The sequence below is a fragment of the Citrobacter sp. wls757 genome, from assembly GCF_005280935.1.
Classification (GTDB): domain Bacteria; phylum Pseudomonadota; class Gammaproteobacteria; order Enterobacterales; family Enterobacteriaceae; genus Citrobacter; species Citrobacter portucalensis.
Genome location: NZ_SZWU01000049.1, coordinates 222,291 through 237,321, shown reverse-complemented (window position 1 = coordinate 237,321; position 15,031 = coordinate 222,291). Strand labels below are relative to the sequence as shown.

15 protein-coding genes are annotated in these 15,031 nt (G+C 52.8%); 11 read left to right on the top strand and 4 right to left on the bottom strand.

Translation table 11 applies throughout. The annotated features are described in order from the left end of the window. The first annotated feature begins 74 nt into the window (after positions 1 to 74). The 5 genes from ubiI to FDW94_RS13410 all read left to right on the top strand — a co-directional run bounded on the left by ubiI (position 75) and on the right by FDW94_RS13410 (position 7,061). Positions 75 to 1,277 carry an FAD-dependent 2-octaprenylphenol hydroxylase gene (gene ubiI / locus FDW94_RS13430; RefSeq protein ID WP_137377719.1) on the top strand — a complete coding sequence of 401 codons (1,203 nt, stop codon included), beginning with the start codon at positions 75 to 77 and terminating at the stop codon, positions 1,275 to 1,277. Between the two features lie 452 nt (positions 1,278 to 1,729). Next, entirely contained in the window at positions 1,730 to 2,824 is a 1,095-nt protein-coding gene (gcvT, locus tag FDW94_RS13425; protein ID WP_048215585.1) for a glycine cleavage system aminomethyltransferase GcvT, read from the top strand. 25 nt (positions 2,825 to 2,849) lie between these two features. Continuing rightward, positions 2,850 to 3,239 carry a glycine cleavage system protein GcvH gene (gcvH, locus tag FDW94_RS13420; protein ID WP_003026965.1) on the top strand — a complete coding sequence of 130 codons (390 nt, stop codon included), beginning with the start codon at positions 2,850 to 2,852 and terminating at the stop codon, positions 3,237 to 3,239. A gap of 127 nt (positions 3,240 to 3,366) precedes the next feature. Beyond that, positions 3,367 to 6,240 (top strand): aminomethyl-transferring glycine dehydrogenase, encoded by a 2,874-nt coding sequence (gene gcvP, locus FDW94_RS13415; RefSeq protein ID WP_003825499.1) that lies wholly within the window; start codon positions 3,367 to 3,369, stop codon positions 6,238 to 6,240. A 77-nt stretch (positions 6,241 to 6,317) separates the two neighbouring features. Beyond that, entirely contained in the window at positions 6,318 to 7,061 is a 744-nt protein-coding gene (locus FDW94_RS13410) for an SDR family oxidoreductase (RefSeq protein WP_003825501.1), read from the top strand. A gap of 93 nt (positions 7,062 to 7,154) precedes the next feature. Here the strand turns inward: FDW94_RS13410 and bglA are convergent, their stop codons facing one another. Together bglA and FDW94_RS13400 are read right to left on the bottom strand one after the other, a co-directional pair. After that, on the bottom strand, positions 7,155 to 8,588 hold the full coding sequence (bglA, locus tag FDW94_RS13405) for a 6-phospho-beta-glucosidase BglA (RefSeq protein WP_137377718.1): 1,434 nt from the start codon (positions 8,586 to 8,588) through the stop codon (positions 7,155 to 7,157). A 120-nt stretch (positions 8,589 to 8,708) separates the two neighbouring features. Continuing rightward, positions 8,709 to 9,437 carry a MurR/RpiR family transcriptional regulator gene (locus FDW94_RS13400; protein WP_071445579.1) on the bottom strand — a complete coding sequence of 243 codons (729 nt, stop codon included), beginning with the start codon at positions 9,435 to 9,437 and terminating at the stop codon, positions 8,709 to 8,711. A gap of 52 nt (positions 9,438 to 9,489) precedes the next feature. Between FDW94_RS13400 and yqfB the strand changes: the two genes are divergently transcribed. Further along, complete coding sequence (gene yqfB / locus FDW94_RS13395) at positions 9,490 to 9,801, top strand: N(4)-acetylcytidine aminohydrolase (RefSeq protein WP_048225466.1); 312 nt, start codon at positions 9,490 to 9,492, stop codon at positions 9,799 to 9,801. A 163-nt stretch (positions 9,802 to 9,964) separates the two neighbouring features. Then, positions 9,965 to 10,627, top strand: a complete 663-nt coding sequence (locus FDW94_RS13390) for a hemolysin III family protein (RefSeq protein ID WP_137377717.1) — start codon at positions 9,965 to 9,967, stop codon at positions 10,625 to 10,627. A gap of 131 nt (positions 10,628 to 10,758) precedes the next feature. Here the strand turns inward: FDW94_RS13390 and ygfZ are convergent, their stop codons facing one another. Further along, the gene (gene ygfZ / locus FDW94_RS13385) at positions 10,759 to 11,742 is read right to left on the bottom strand and encodes a tRNA-modifying protein YgfZ (RefSeq protein WP_137377716.1); all 984 of its coding nucleotides are present in this window, start codon (positions 11,740 to 11,742) and stop codon (positions 10,759 to 10,761) included. A gap of 257 nt (positions 11,743 to 11,999) precedes the next feature. On the opposite strand from ygfZ, the gene sdhE reads away from it, so the two are divergent. Next, positions 12,000 to 12,266, top strand: a complete 267-nt coding sequence (gene sdhE, locus FDW94_RS13380) for an FAD assembly factor SdhE (protein WP_003825514.1) — start codon at positions 12,000 to 12,002, stop codon at positions 12,264 to 12,266. After that, a complete protein-coding gene (locus FDW94_RS13375; RefSeq protein WP_003825515.1) occupies positions 12,247 to 12,654 on the top strand; it encodes a protein YgfX in 408 nt (135 codons plus the stop codon). The genes sdhE and FDW94_RS13375 overlap by 20 nt, the downstream gene beginning before the upstream one ends. Positions 12,655 to 12,755: 101 nt before the next feature. Here FDW94_RS13375 and fldB read toward each other — a convergent pair whose 3' ends face one another. Next, on the bottom strand, positions 12,756 to 13,277 hold the full coding sequence (fldB, locus tag FDW94_RS13370; protein ID WP_003825517.1) for a flavodoxin FldB: 522 nt from the start codon (positions 13,275 to 13,277) through the stop codon (positions 12,756 to 12,758). Between the two features lie 113 nt (positions 13,278 to 13,390). Between fldB and xerD the strand changes: the two genes are divergently transcribed. Beyond that, the gene (xerD, locus tag FDW94_RS13365) at positions 13,391 to 14,287 is read left to right on the top strand and encodes a site-specific tyrosine recombinase XerD (RefSeq protein WP_003825519.1); all 897 of its coding nucleotides are present in this window, start codon (positions 13,391 to 13,393) and stop codon (positions 14,285 to 14,287) included. Between the two features lie 23 nt (positions 14,288 to 14,310). Beyond that, entirely contained in the window at positions 14,311 to 15,024 is a 714-nt protein-coding gene (gene dsbC / locus FDW94_RS13360; RefSeq protein WP_003825520.1) for a bifunctional protein-disulfide isomerase/oxidoreductase DsbC, read from the top strand. Positions 15,025 to 15,031: the final 7 nt, after the last annotated feature.

Genomic DNA, 15,031 nt, shown 5'->3' with positions numbered 1-15,031 from the left:
AAGAGTCCCCGCAAAAATGCCTGATGGCGCTGCGCTTATCAGGCCTACGGATTACAGGTTTCGAGGTACAAACAGTGCAAAGTGTTGATGTAGCAATTGTTGGTGGCGGCATGGTGGGGCTGGCGGTTGCCTGCGGCCTGCAGGGCAGTGGGTTGCGCGTTGCTGTATTAGAACAACATGTTCCGCAGCCGTTGGCGGCGGATGCACCTCCTCAGCTTCGCGTTTCGGCCATTAATGCAGCCAGCGAAAAACTGCTTACCCGTCTTGGCGTCTGGTCCGATATTGTTGCCCGTCGCGCTTGCTGCTACCACGGCATGGAAGTCTGGGACAAAGACAGCTTTGGACGCATTGAATTTGATGACCAGAGCATGGGTTACAGCCATTTGGGCCACATCGTTGAAAACTCAGAAATCCATTATGCGTTGTGGCAAAAGGCGCAGCGTTCAGCGGATATTACGCTGATGGCGCCAGCTGAAATACAGCAGGTGGCCTGGGGCGAGAACGAGGCATTTCTCAGCCTCAAAGATGGCGCAATGCTGACGGCGCGTCTGGTCGTCGGTGCCGATGGTGCTAATTCCTGGCTGCGCAATAAAGCGGACATTCCGCTCACCTTCTGGGACTACCGTCATCATGCGCTGGTGGCGACTATCCGTACGCAGGAAGCTCACGGTGCGGTTGCGCGTCAGGCGTTTCATGGCGAGGGGATCCTGGCATTCCTGCCACTCAGCGATCCACACCTGTGTTCTATTGTCTGGTCGCTCTCGCCGCAGGAAGCAGAACGTATGCAGCAGGCAAGCGTTGACGAGTTTAATCAGGCGCTGAATATCGCCTTTGATAATCGTCTGGGGCTGTGCAGCCTTGAAAGCGATCGTCAGGCGTTTCCGCTGACGGGACGTTATGCTCGCCAGTTCGCGGCCCATCGTCTGGCGCTGGTTGGGGATGCGGCGCATACCATCCACCCGCTGGCGGGTCAGGGGGTTAACCTGGGCTTTATGGATGCGGCGGAGCTGATCGATGAACTTAAGCGGCTACAGCGTCAGGGCAAAGATATTGGGCAGTATCTCTATTTACGCCGCTACGAGCGCAGTCGTAAGCACAGCGCAGCGCTGATGCTGGCGGGGATGCAGGGTTTCCGTGAACTGTTTGCAGGCGAGAATCCGGCGAAAAAACTGCTACGCGATATTGGGCTGAAACTGGCCGATACCCTCCCGGGTGTAAAACCACAACTCATCCGTCAGGCGATGGGACTGAACGATCTTCCCGAGTGGTTACGTTAGTGTCCGTAAGGACAATCTTAAGAGTTTGAGACCCGTCACACTTTCCTCTCCCGGCCTTCGCGCCGGGGTGCTTCTCTCATTTGAAATAATCTAATTCCACGCCTTTTTTCGCATTAGTTTTTCTAATATTACGTTTTTTTCATAACGCCATTTTTGACATTTTTTCCACATTTAATGTGGATTGGTGCTGTAATTTTGCGCTTATCTTTGTTTGTTGTTCTGATTAGTTGCTATATGTATGGAGTTTTATTCTGTTGGTGATTTGGCTATTTTTCGCCATAAGCTAATGTGATGGTTAATTTTGACTTATGGTTTAGCGTCTGTTTCGGTGGTAAGTTCAGGACAAAGAGAACGTTTGCGTCGTAGCCCCTGGAGCGGCTGCGGTGCTGGGTTTCGTGGCGAAAATTTCACCGCGAAAGAGTTGGTAGCCCCGCTTATTCAACGAGGAAAAGATGGCTCAACAGACTCCTTTGTACGAACAACACACGCTATGTGGCGCGCGCATGGTCGATTTCCATGGCTGGATGATGCCACTGCATTACGGTTCTCAGCTCGATGAACACCATGCTGTTCGCACCGACGCCGGAATGTTTGATGTGTCGCATATGACCATCGTCGACCTGCGCGGTAGCCGCACCCGGGAGTTCTTGCGTTATCTGCTGGCAAACGACGTCGCGAAGCTAACGAAGACGGGTAAAGCCCTCTACTCCGGGATGCTCAACGCTTCGGGCGGCGTGATAGATGACCTGATTGTCTACTACTTCACTGAAGATTTCTTCCGCCTCGTTGTAAACTCCGCCACCCGCGAAAAAGACCTCTCCTGGATTACCCAACACGCTGAACCTTACGCCATCGACATCACCGTTCGTGACGACCTGTCGCTGATTGCGGTGCAGGGGCCAAACGCGCAGGAAAAAGCAGCCACGTTGTTTACTGACGAACAGCGCCATGCGGTAGAAGGTATGAAGCCGTTCTTTGGCGTTCAGGCGGGTGATTTGTTTATCGCAACCACCGGTTATACCGGCGAAGCAGGCTATGAAATCGCCATGCCGAATGAAAAAGCGGCTGATTTCTGGCGTGCGCTGGTACAAGCAGGCGTCAAACCTTGTGGTCTCGGCGCGCGCGACACCCTGCGTCTGGAAGCGGGTATGAACCTGTATGGTCAGGAGATGGACGAAGGGATTTCTCCGCTGGAAGCCAATATGGGTTGGACCATTGCGTGGGAACCTGCCGACCGCGACTTTATTGGTCGTGAAGCACTGGAAATGCAGCGCGAAAAAGGCCACGAACAGCTGGTCGGGCTGGTGATGACTGAGAAGGGCGTGCTGCGTAATGAACTGCCGGTGCGTTTCACCGATGCTTCTGGCAACCAGCATGAAGGCATTATCACCAGTGGCACATTCTCCCCAACCCTGGGTTACAGCATCGCGTTGGCGCGCGTGCCTGCGGGTATCGGTGAGACTGCGATCGTACAGATCCGTAACCGTGAAATGCCGGTAAAAGTGACTAAACCTGTTTTTGTGCGTAACGGCAAAGCCGTCGCGTAATTCATCCTTTTTTGGAGATTGATTGATGAGCAACGTACCTGCAGAACTGAAATACAGCAAAGAACACGAATGGCTGCGCAAAGAAGCTGACGGCTCTTACACCGTTGGTATCACCGAACACGCTCAGGAGCTGTTAGGTGACATGGTTTTCGTTGACCTGCCAGAAGTTGGCGCCACCGTCAGCGCGGGCGATGATTGCGCCGTTGCGGAGTCCGTAAAAGCGGCATCCGATATCTATGCGCCAGTAGGCGGTGAGATTGTTGCGGTTAACGATGCGCTCAGCGACTCCCCGGAACTGGTCAACAGCGAACCGTATGCGGGCGGCTGGATTTTCAAAATCAAAGCCAGCGATGAAAGCGAAATTGAATCGCTGTTGGATGCCACTGCGTACGAGGCATTACTGGAAGACGAATAAGATTGTGCCGGATGGCACTGCGTTTATCCGGCCTACGGTTTTATGTAGGCCCGGTAAGCGTCAGCGCCACCGGGCAATTGAGTTAGAGACAATCACGATTCACTGCACGTTTCAGGAACCATCGCCCATGACACAGACGTTAAGCCAGCTTGAAAACAGCGGCGCTTTCATTGAACGCCACATCGGACCGGACGCCGCGCAGCAGCAAGAGATGCTGAATGCGGTTGGCGCCGAGTCGTTAAACGCGCTGATCGGCCAGATTGTGCCGAAAGACATTCAGCTCGCAACCCCGCCACAGGTGGGCGAGGCGGCGACCGAATACGCTGCGCTGGCTGAATTAAAAGCCATCGCCGGGCGTAACAAGCGCTTCACGTCCTACATTGGCATGGGCTACACCGCCGTGCAGTTGCCACCGGTTATTCTGCGTAACATGCTGGAAAACCCAGGTTGGTACACCGCATATACGCCGTATCAGCCGGAAGTATCCCAGGGACGACTGGAAGCTCTGCTGAACTTCCAACAGGTCACGCTGGACCTGACGGGCCTGGATATGGCTTCTGCTTCTCTGCTGGATGAAGCCACTGCGGCTGCTGAAGCCATGGCGATGGCCAAACGTGTCAGCAAACTGAAAAATGCTAACCGTTTCTTTGTGGCGGCTGATGTTCACCCGCAAACGCTGGACGTGGTTCGCACCCGTGCAGAAACCTTTGGCTTTGACGTCATTGTTGATGACGCGGCGAAAGCACTGGATCACCAGGATGTGTTTGGCGTGCTGTTGCAGCAGGTTGGCACCACCGGTGAAGTGCATGACTACAGCAAACTGATTGCCGAGCTGAAATCCCGTAAAGTTGTGGTCAGTGTCGCTGCCGACTTTATGGCGCTGGTACTGCTGACTGCGCCGGGCAAACAGGGCGCGGATATTGTTTTCGGCTCTGCGCAACGCTTCGGCGTACCGATGGGTTACGGCGGCCCACACGCGGCATTCTTCGCCGCTAAAGACGAATTCAAACGCTCCATGCCAGGCCGTATTATCGGCGTATCGAAAGATGCGGCGGGCAATACCGCACTGCGCATGGCGATGCAGACTCGCGAGCAGCATATCCGCCGCGAGAAAGCGAACTCCAACATCTGTACCTCGCAGGTTCTGCTGGCCAACATCGCCAGCCTGTATGCCGTTTATCATGGTCCGGTTGGCCTGAAACGTATCGCTAATCGCATCCACCGCCTGACTGATATTCTGGCGGCCGGTCTGCAACAGAAAGGGCTGAAGCTGCGCCATGCGCACTACTTCGACACTCTGTGTGTTGAAGTGGCCGACAAAGCGGCTGTTCTGGCGCGTGCCGAAGCGGCAGAAATCAACCTGCGTAGCGATATCCATAACGCGGTAGGTATTACGCTCGATGAAACCACCACCCGTGAAAACGTGGTGCAGTTGTTCAATGTTCTGCTGGGCGACAGCCACGGTTTGAATATCGATACGCTGGATAAAGATGTGGCGCTCGACAGCCGTTCCATTCAGGACAGCATGCTGCGTGACGATGCGATCCTCAGCCATCCGGTGTTTAATCGCTATCACAGCGAAACCGAAATGATGCGCTACATGCACTCGCTGGAGCGCAAAGATCTGGCGCTGAACCAGGCAATGATCCCGCTGGGTTCTTGCACCATGAAGCTGAACGCTGCCGCCGAGATGATCCCTATCACCTGGCCGGAATTCGCTGAACTTCACCCGTTCTGCCCGCCAGAGCAGGCAGAAGGTTATCACCAGATGATCGGCCAGCTTTCCGAGTGGCTGGTAAAACTGACCGGTTATGACGCCGTCTGCATGCAGCCGAACTCCGGCGCGCAGGGCGAATATGCGGGTCTGCTGGCGATTCGTCACTATCACGAAAGCCGTAACGAAGGCCATCGCGATATCTGTCTGATCCCGGCTTCTGCCCACGGCACCAACCCGGCATCCGCACAGATGGCGGGGATGCAGGTTGTGGTTGTCGCGTGTGATAAGAACGGCAACATCGACCTGGACGATCTGCGAGCAAAAGCAGAACAACATGCTGCGAATCTCTCCTGCATCATGGTGACCTATCCGTCTACTCACGGCGTGTATGAAGAAACGATCCGTGAAGTGTGCGACGTTGTACACCAGTTTGGCGGCCAGGTTTACCTCGATGGCGCGAACATGAACGCTCAGGTTGGGATCACCACGCCGGGCTTTATCGGCGCAGATGTCTCGCACCTCAACCTGCATAAAACATTCTGCATTCCGCACGGCGGCGGCGGCCCAGGTATGGGACCGATTGGCGTCAAATCACATCTGGCACCGTTTGTACCGGGTCACAGCGTAGTGCAGATTGAAGGAATGCTCACCCGTCAGGGCGCAGTTTCAGCGGCGCCGTTCGGTAGCGCATCCATTCTGCCAATCAGCTGGATGTACATCCGTATGATGGGTGCAGAAGGTCTGAAGCAGGCAAGCCAGGTAGCTATCCTTAACGCTAACTACATTGCCAGCCGTCTGAAAGATGCTTATCCGGTACTGTATACCGGTCGCGATGGTCGCGTGGCGCATGAATGCATTCTCGATATTCGCCCACTGAAAGAAGAGACCGGCATCAGCGAACTGGATATTGCCAAGCGTCTGATCGATTACGGTTTCCATGCGCCGACTATGTCATTCCCGGTCGCGGGTACCCTGATGGTTGAACCGACTGAATCTGAAAGCAAAGTGGAACTTGATCGCTTTATCAATGCGATGCTGGCAATCCGCGCTGAAATCGATCGCGTGAAAGCCGGTGAATGGTCACTGGAAGATAACCCGCTGGTTAACTCACCGCACACGCAAAACGAGCTGGTCGCGGAGTGGAATCACGGTTATAGCCGCGAAATCGCCGTCTTCCCGGCTGGTGTGGCGAACAAATACTGGCCGACCGTGAAACGCCTTGATGATGTTTACGGTGACCGTAACCTGTTCTGCTCCTGCGTGCCGATGAGCGAATATCAGTAACTTTTCCGCGCAGTAAAGCTTTTGTAGGCCGGGTAAGGCGAAGTCGCCTCCCGGCTTTTTCATATCTGGAGGTATCCATGGGAATCGCACTGGTTACTGGCGGCAGTCGCGGCATCGGGCGGGCAACCGCGCTGCAGTTAGCGCAAGAGGGTTACACGGTTGCGGTTAACTTTCATCACAATATCCGTGCGGCAACGGAGGTGGTGAATACTATTGTCGCTGCCGGGGGAAAGGCGTTTGCTCTACGGGCTGATATCAGCGATGAAAGCCAGGTTGTGGCAATGTTTGAATCTATTGACCGCGAAGGTGAACCACTGACTGCGTTAGTTAATAATGCCGGGATTTTGTTTGAACAGAGCACGGTGGAAAGCCTAACCGCCGAAAGAATTAACCGCGTGCTGGCGACCAATGTTACCGGCTATTTTTTGTGTTGTCGGGAAGCGGTAAAGCGCATGTCGTTCAAACACGGAGGGCAAGGCGGGGCGATTGTGAATGTCTCTTCGGCGGCATCGCGGCTTGGTGCGCCATTCGAATATGTTGATTACGCGGCCTCAAAAGGCGCTGTGGACACACTCACCACCGGCCTTGCTCTGGAGGTTGCGGCGCAAGGGATCCGCGTAAACTGCGTACGACCTGGTCTTATCTACACTGAAATGCACGCATCAGGCGGCGAGCCGGGAAGGGTCGATCGCGTGAAATCGATGTTGCCTATGCAGCGCGGAGGACAACCGGAGGAGGTCGCGCAGGCGATTACCTGGCTGCTGAGCGAGAAGGCGTCGTACGTAACGGGCAGTTTTCTGGAACTGGCTGGCGGGAAGTAGGATTTAATCGCCGGATGGCGCTATGCTTATCCGGCCTACGGGAATTTAATCTGTAGGCTGGATAAGGCGTATACGCCGCCATCCGGCAAAAAATCAAAGTTTCTCGCCGTTGCTGGCAATCACCTCTTTGTACCAGTTAAAACTTTTCTTGCGTGAACGCGACATATCGCCGGTGCCGTCGTCGTGTTTGTTCACGTAGATAAAGCCGTAACGTTTGCTGTACTGACCGGTGGTGAACGAGACACAGTCGATGCAGCCCCACGGCGTGTAGCCCATCAGGTCTACGCCATCATAGGTTACCGCTTTCATCATCTCTTCAACGTGGGCGCGCAAATAGTCGATGCGATAGTCGTCGTTGATGCTGCCGTCTTCTTCCACTTTGTCGTAGGCACCAAATCCGTTTTCTACGATAAATAGCGGTTTCTGATAGCGCTCATACAGTTCAGATAAGGCGTAACGCAGACCGACCGGATCAATCTGCCAGCCCCAGTCGGACGCTTTTACGTGCGGGTTCGGTACGCTGCCCTCAAAACCAGAAATGGCATCGCCGCTGCCGCCTTCCGCTTTTACCGCGTTGGTCATGTAGTAACTGAATCCGAGATAGTCACAGGTGCCTTCACGCAGGATTTGCTCATCTCCGGCTTCCATTCGGATGTTGAATTCGCGGCGTTCCCACTCGTTCAGTACATATGATGGATAGTAGCCGCGCAGTTGAACGTCGGTGAAAACGTAGCGCTCACGCATCGATTCCTGCGCGAACATCACATCTTCAGGCTTACAGGAGAACGGGTACAGCGGCACCATCGCCAGCATGCAGCCGACTTTCATTTCCGGGTTGATGCGGCGTGCGGCTTTCACTGCCAGAGCGCTGGCCACGAACTGGTGATGCAGCACCTGGTACATGGTTTCTTCCGGGTTTTCATGCTCGGTATACACCACGCCGGAGCAGCAATAACCAAACAGCGGTGCGCGCCAGTTGCGCTGGTTGTTGATCTCGTTAAAGGTCATCCAGTATTTGACCTTGTGCTTGTAGCGCTCAAAAACGACTTCAGCAAATCGGACAAAGAAATCGACGACTTTACGATTGGTCCAGCTACCGTATTGTTGAACCAGGTGCAGCGGCATTTCAAAGTGGGAAAGGGTGATGACCGGTTCGATGTTGTACTTCAGCAGTTCATCGAACATGTCGTCGTAGAACTTTAGCCCTTCTTCATTCGGCTGGCTTTCATCCCCTTTGGGGAAGATACGCGTCCAGGCGATTGAGGTACGGAAGCATTTGAAGCCCATCTCGGCAAACAGCTTAATGTCTTCTTTGTAATGACCGTAAAAATCGACGGCTTCGTGGTTGGGGTAGTACTTACCGGGCACAACTTCCTGAGTGATTTCTCGCGGAACGCCGTGCGCACCACCGGTCAGTACATCGCAAATACTGGGGCCTTTGCCACCTTTGTTCCAGCCGCCTTCAACCTGGTGCGCCGCAACCGCGCCGCCCCATAAAAAATCTTTTGGTAAGGTAAGTTTTTTCATCTGCGCTCAGTCTCAAATTAATACAATCTGATTTTGAGTCTAACAAAGGAAAGATAAATGTCACGATATAACAAAATAGCGCTAATGTGATTTGTTACATCCAAAAAACAGATTGTTTTTTTACGCTATTCTTTTCGCTAGCTTGCGGCCGAGTGACTCCAGAATATAAATAACAGGGATCTGTGTGGTTATATCGTATACCCCGGCAATGCGCGTCTGTGGAACGTGCCAGGAGAGATTAAAGTCAGCCAATTTGGCCAGCCGCGAATGTTCATGACTGGTGACAGACAGGACCCTACAGTTATGCAGGCTGAACTGGCTGGCAAAACGCAGGATCTCTTCTGTTTCACCGGAAACGGAAAGCACGATCGCCAGCGCGTTTCTGGCCATGTCATTCGTTACCGGGAAATAAGGATCATCAATGTGATTACTGAATTTTCCAACGTTTGAGAAAAAACGTGCGCCATATTTGGCTAAGGCTCCGGATGTTCCCGCCCCAACGAATATAATGCGTTCGGAAGATAATATAATATCAACAGCCTGATCGAGCAGGTTATCGAACTCATCATTATTAACGCCTTTAAAGAAGCTGATAATTTCGCTGGCACCGAAATTAGCCTGTTGCGGTTCATTCTGCTCTAAATATAATTTGAAGCGCACGCGAAATTCTGAGTAACCTTCACACTTAAGCTTGCGGCAAAAGCGCAGTACGGTGGTAGTGGAAACACCCACGGCATCGGCCAGTTCGCGAATGGTCATGTACATGACTTTGTCACGGTTTTTGATGACATAGTTGTAGACCAGCATCTCAAGATTGTTGAGACTGGCGATGGCAGCGTGGGAGAACATACTCACAATGGCAAAACTCACTCATCAGACTTCATTTACAGGGAATAATAACATGCAGCCAAATGACATCACTTTTTTTCAGCGTTTCCAGGATGACATTCTGGCCGGACGCAAGACCATCACCATTCGTGACGAGTCTGAATCACACTTCAAAGCCGGGGACATTTTACGGGTTGGGCGCTTCGAAGATGACGGTTACTTCTGCACGATTGAGGTTGTTGGCACCTCAACCGTCACGCTGGATACGCTGACGGATAAACATGCCCAGCAGGAAAACATGACGCTTGAAGAACTTAAACATGTCATTGCCGAGATTTACCCGGATCAGACGCAATTTTATGTGATTGATTTTAAATGTCTTTGATTTTAATGGTACGCATGTTAGCTGAAATTTAAAAACTAACACCATGATTTTTATTGATAAATATTTATCTGGTAATTATTTTAGCTAACAGGTGTTCACTGGAACCATTCTCAGTTACGCTAGAGGAGCAATCACGATAGTGTTCGTTTCTCGGGAGTAAGTTATGGTTCAGAAGCCATTAATCGCGCAGGGATATTCGCTGGCAGAGGAAATAGCCAACAGCATCAGTCACGGTATCGGGCTGGTGTTTGGGATTGTCGGACTGGTGTTGTTGCTGGTTCAGGCAGTGGATACCAATGCCAGCGCTATGGCGATTACCAGCTATAGCCTGTACGGCGGCAGCATGATCCTGCTGTTCCTCGCCTCAACCTTGTATCACGCGATCCCCCATCAGAGAGCGAAAGCCTGGCTGAAAAAATTCGACCACTGCGCGATTTATCTGCTGATTGCCGGAACCTACACGCCATTTCTGCTGGTGGGGCTTGATTCGCCGCTGGCACGTGGACTTATGATTGTTATCTGGAGCTTGGCGCTGATCGGTATTTTATTCAAACTGACCATCGCACACCGGTTTAAAATTCTGTCGCTGGTGACTTACCTGACAATGGGCTGGCTTTCGCTGATTGTGGTGTATCAACTGGCGGTGAAGTTGGCGACGGGAGGCGTGACGTTGCTGGCTGTTGGCGGTGTAGTGTATTCGCTGGGCGTAATTTTCTACGTCTGTAAGCGTATTCCTTATAACCATGCGATCTGGCACGGCTTTGTGCTGGGCGGCAGCGTTTGCCACTTCCTGGCGATCTATCTGTACGTGGGGCAACACGCATAGATTCAGTGCAACCCCGGGAGCGGCGTAAACGCCTCGCCCGGGCTGTATTTTGTTGGCCGGACGAGGCAATGCCGCAATCCGGCGGCCTGTGCCGAATTGCCTAATGGCGCTGCGCTTATCAGGCCGACCAATTACTCTTCGTCTAACGAATATGGCAGCGGTACGATACGCAGCGTTTTTGCGTCGTCACGAACGCGGAACACGCTGTCGGCCTCCATGTCGTTATTCATCACAATCTGCACCAGTACCTGACCATCGGCCAGTTGTACTGCGGCAAGTACGGTACCAGTACGACGCCAGTTCTCGCCCATTTTTAATTCAAGGTCTTCGCCAGCTTCCGGTACTCGACCGGCGGCACCCGCCAAAGTCCACATGGCGCGTTTGTTGGCTCCGCGGAATTTTGCACGAGCCACCATTTCCTGACCGGTGTAGCAGCCTTTTTTAAAGCTGATCCCGCCCAGAGCCTGCAGATTGGTAGCCTGTGGAATAAACTGTGCACTGTTGGCTGTATCAATAACGGGGATACCCGCTTCGATATCCAGCGCCAGCCACTGCTGGCTGTTATTTAACTCAGCTTCGCCACGCAGCTTTTCAACCAAGGTTTCTGCTGTGGTGGCATCAACGATCAGCAGAAAACGTTCGGCAGGGTGTTCGAACCACAATACCGTGGAGGCACCTTCGGTAATGACCTGCTTATCACTGTTCGGTAATTCGCTAAAGAGATTGGCCAGCGCTGCACGTGCCTGGAATCCCGCTACGCCCAGCAAGACGCGCTCGTCGTCTGGGGCGATCGCCACCTTCGAGAAGACCGCGTATTTTTTCAGCTCAGTGAGCTGCGCATCACGCAGGCTACGGCGCTCAAGCCATGCAAAACCGTCACCCCGGCGGAACAGACGCAGGTTGCTCCACATTTTACCTTTGGCGTCACAATGTGCAGCCAACAGGTGCTGATGCTCGGTCATCTGGCTGACATCCGCCGTGACCTGACCCTGAATATACTTCTCACTGTCGACACCGGTGATGGTGGCGAGCGCCCAGTCATCGAGCGTCATTAGCGTCAGAGGTAAACGCGTTGACGCAAAAGGCTGGCGAGGAGGAAAAGATGTAAAAGCCATAATAATGTCCTGATTTGCTTAACGCAGTGATGATGACTAATGGTAAAAGAGCTATGGCCCATTGCAAGCGGTTTAAACAGGCTATTTGTGCCATATATTGTGCTTTGCGAGGAGACATCCAAAATTGGTGAATCCTTTGGCTTAATAAGGTTTTATTTAGCGAGCGAGCTTCAGTTTACTGATATTCCCGTAAAAAGAGCGGGAAAAACACGTTACAATAGCGGGATACTTCGTTTTCGCGAGACAGGGAGAAGAACATGGATATTAACAACAAAGCACGTATTCATTGGGCATGCCGCCGCGGTATGCGCGAGCTGGACATCTCGATCATGCCGTTTTTTGAACATGAATATGACAGCTTAAGTGACGAAGAAAAACGTATCTTCATCCGTCTGCTAGAATGTGATGATCCAGATTTATTTAACTGGTTGATGAATCATGGGAAACCAGCTGATGAGCAGCTGGAACAGATGGTGCGACTTATCCAGACACGGAATCGGGAACGTGGTCCAGTGGCAATCTGATTTACGCGTATCATGGCGCGCGCAGTGGCTTTCACTGCTAATTCATGGGCTGGTCGCGGTGTTTATTTTATTGATGCCCTGGCCATTGAGCTACACCCCATTATGGCTGGTTTTACTCTCTCTGGTGGTGTTCGATAGCGTTCGCAGTCAGCGTCGAATCAACGCCTGTCAGGGTGAGATTCGGCTATTGATGGATGGCCGTCTGCGCTGGCAAGGGCAAGAGTGGTCTATCGTTAGCGCCCCTTGGATGGTTAAAACAGGCATGATGCTGCGTTTGCGATCTGATGCCGGAAAACGTCAACATTTGTGGCTGGCAGCAGACAGTATGGATGATGCAGAGTGGCGGGATTTACGGCGGTTGATGCTGCAAAAGGCGAAGCAAGGGTAAAGCATGACACATGCCTGATGGCGCGCAGCTTGAAGGCCTACAGTTAGGTGCGTCATGCAGGCCGGATAACGCATTTACGCCGTCATCCGGCAAATCGGTTATCAGGACCAGTGCTCGGCCATTTCCCCAAGAATTTGCTCGCACCAGGCCTGAATGCGTTCATCGCTGAGATCGTACTGGTTCGTCTCATCCAGCGCCAGGCCAACAAACAGTTGTCCATCAGCAATGACGGGTTTATCGCTGGTGAATTCGTAGCCTTCTGTGGGCCAGTAGCCGACAAACTTTACACCTTTGGTGATCAGTTTATCGTGCAGCATACCCAACGCATCCAGGAACCATTCGCCGTATCCCAACTGATCGCCCATACCGTAAAGCGCGACAATCTTGCCTTCCAGGTTGAGGTCGTCCAGTTGCTCCCAGATCGCTTCCCAGTCCTCCTGAATTTCACCGAAATCCCAGGTTGGGATGCCCAAAATGAGCACGTCATATTGCTCCATTAGGGTCGGGGAATCGTCTTTGAGGTTGTGCAGTGTCACCAGTTCGGGACCCAGGATATCGCGGATTTTTTCTGCTGCCATTTCGGTGTAGCAGGTGCTGGAACCGTAAAAAAGACCCATGTTCATGACGTAAACATCTCAATTCTGCTGTAGCGTTGCGGGTAGTGTAACAGAATCGCCGCATTCACGGCACAATGAGGCATAATGCATCAAAAATGAGAGTGGAATAAGGGGCGCGAGTGGAACAGGATCTGGCGCGCATCGAGCAGTTTCTTGATGCCCTGTGGCTGGAACGAAATCTGGCGGAAAACACATTAAGTGCGTATCGTCGCGATCTGACCATGCTTGTGGAATGGTTACATCACCGCGGCGCTTCGCTTGCGACCGCGCAAAGTGATGATCTGCAAGCCTTGCTGGCTGAGCGGATGGATGGAGGGTATAAAGCCACCAGTTCCGCACGTTTGCTCAGTGCGACGCGACGTTTTTTTCAGCATCTGTACCGCGAAAAATATCGCGAAGATGACCCCAGCGCCTCGCTTGCATCACCTAAACTTCCGCAGCGCCTGCCTAAAGATCTCAGCGAGGCGCAGGTTGAGCGGCTGCTACAAGCGCCGCTTATTGAGCAACCGCTGGAGCTACGCGACAAAGCCATGCTGGAAGTGCTGTATGCAACAGGCCTGCGCGTGTCTGAACTGGTAGGACTGACGATGAGTGACGTCAGCCTGCGTCAGGGTGTGGTACGGGTGATCGGTAAAGGTAACAAAGAGCGCCTTGTCCCGTTGGGTGAGGAGGCAGTGTACTGGCTGGAAACTTACCTGGAGCATGGGCGTCCATGGTTGCTTAACGGCGTATCGATTGATGTGCTGTTTCCTAGTCAGCGGGCGCAACAGATGACCCGTCAGACCTTCTGGCATCGTATCAAACACTATGCTGTGTTGGCGGGAATCGACAGCGAAAAGCTGTCACCGCACGTCCTGCGGCACGCGTTTGCCACGCATCTGCTCAACCATGGCGCAGACCTGCGCGTGGTGCAGATGCTACTGGGGCATAGCGATCTCTCGACAACGCAGATTTATACTCATGTCGCAACGGAGCGCTTGCGGCAACTACATCAACAGCATCACCCGCGAGCGTGAGTGCTGACAGGATAGGATAGGCTATGAAAAAACGTTTTATGATGTTCACCCTTCTGGCGACGGCGTTTTCCGGCATGGTACATGCAGACGACGCGGCAATTCGTCAGTCATTAGCAAAGCTGGGTGTGCAGAGCACCGAGATTCAACCTGCTCCGGTTGCGGGCATGAAAACCGTACTGACCAATAGCGGCGTGCTGTACGTTACCGAAGACGGTAAACATATTATCCAGGGACCGATGTACGACGTGAGCGGCGCAAGTCCGGTGAATGTCACCAACCAACTGCTGATGAAGCATCTGAACGCGCTGGAAAAAGAGATGATCATCTACAAAGCGCCGCAGGAAAAACACGTCATTACCGTTTTCACCGACATCACTTGTGGTTACTGCCACAAGCTGCATGAAGAGATGAAAGATTACAATGCGTTGGGGATCACCGTACGTTATCTGGCCTTCCCACGTCAGGGGCTGGACAGCCAGGCTGAACAAGACATGAAGTCTATCTGGTGTGCTAAGGACAAAAACAAAGCCTTTGACGACGCGATGACTGGCAAGGGCGTGAAAGCGGCGACCTGTGATGTGGATATCGCTAACCACTATGCGCTGGGCGTACAGTTTGGCGTCAGCGGTACACCGGCGATTGTGCTGAGCAATGGCTATGTCGTACCTGGTTATCAGGGCCCGAAAGAGATGAAAGAATTCCTCGACGCACATGCAAAACAGACCAGCGGTAAATAATTCGCGT

Bases quoted from the DNA above. Each gene is read 5' to 3' on its own strand.
- gcvT (WP_048215585.1), top strand. From the start codon at position 1,730: ATGGCTCAACAGACTCCTTTGTACGAACAACACACGCTATGTGGCGCG.
- gcvH (WP_003026965.1), top strand. From the start codon at position 2,850: ATGAGCAACGTACCTGCAGAACTGAAATACAGCAAAGAACACGAATGG.
- gcvP (WP_003825499.1), top strand. From the start codon at position 3,367: ATGACACAGACGTTAAGCCAGCTTGAAAACAGCGGCGCTTTCATTGAA.
- FDW94_RS13410 (WP_003825501.1), top strand. From the start codon at position 6,318: ATGGGAATCGCACTGGTTACTGGCGGCAGTCGCGGCATCGGGCGGGCA.
- bglA (WP_137377718.1), bottom strand. From the start codon at position 8,588: ATGAAAAAACTTACCTTACCAAAAGATTTTTTATGGGGCGGCGCGGTT.
- FDW94_RS13400 (WP_071445579.1), bottom strand. From the start codon at position 9,437: ATGTTCTCCCACGCTGCCATCGCCAGTCTCAACAATCTTGAGATGCTG.
- yqfB (WP_048225466.1), top strand. From the start codon at position 9,490: ATGCAGCCAAATGACATCACTTTTTTTCAGCGTTTCCAGGATGACATT.
- FDW94_RS13390 (WP_137377717.1), top strand. From the start codon at position 9,965: ATGGTTCAGAAGCCATTAATCGCGCAGGGATATTCGCTGGCAGAGGAA.
- ygfZ (WP_137377716.1), bottom strand. From the start codon at position 11,742: ATGGCTTTTACATCTTTTCCTCCTCGCCAGCCTTTTGCGTCAACGCGT.
- sdhE (WP_003825514.1), top strand. From the start codon at position 12,000: ATGGATATTAACAACAAAGCACGTATTCATTGGGCATGCCGCCGCGGT.
- fldB (WP_003825517.1), bottom strand. From the start codon at position 13,277: ATGAACATGGGTCTTTTTTACGGTTCCAGCACCTGCTACACCGAAATG.
- dsbC (WP_003825520.1), top strand. From the start codon at position 14,311: ATGAAAAAACGTTTTATGATGTTCACCCTTCTGGCGACGGCGTTTTCC.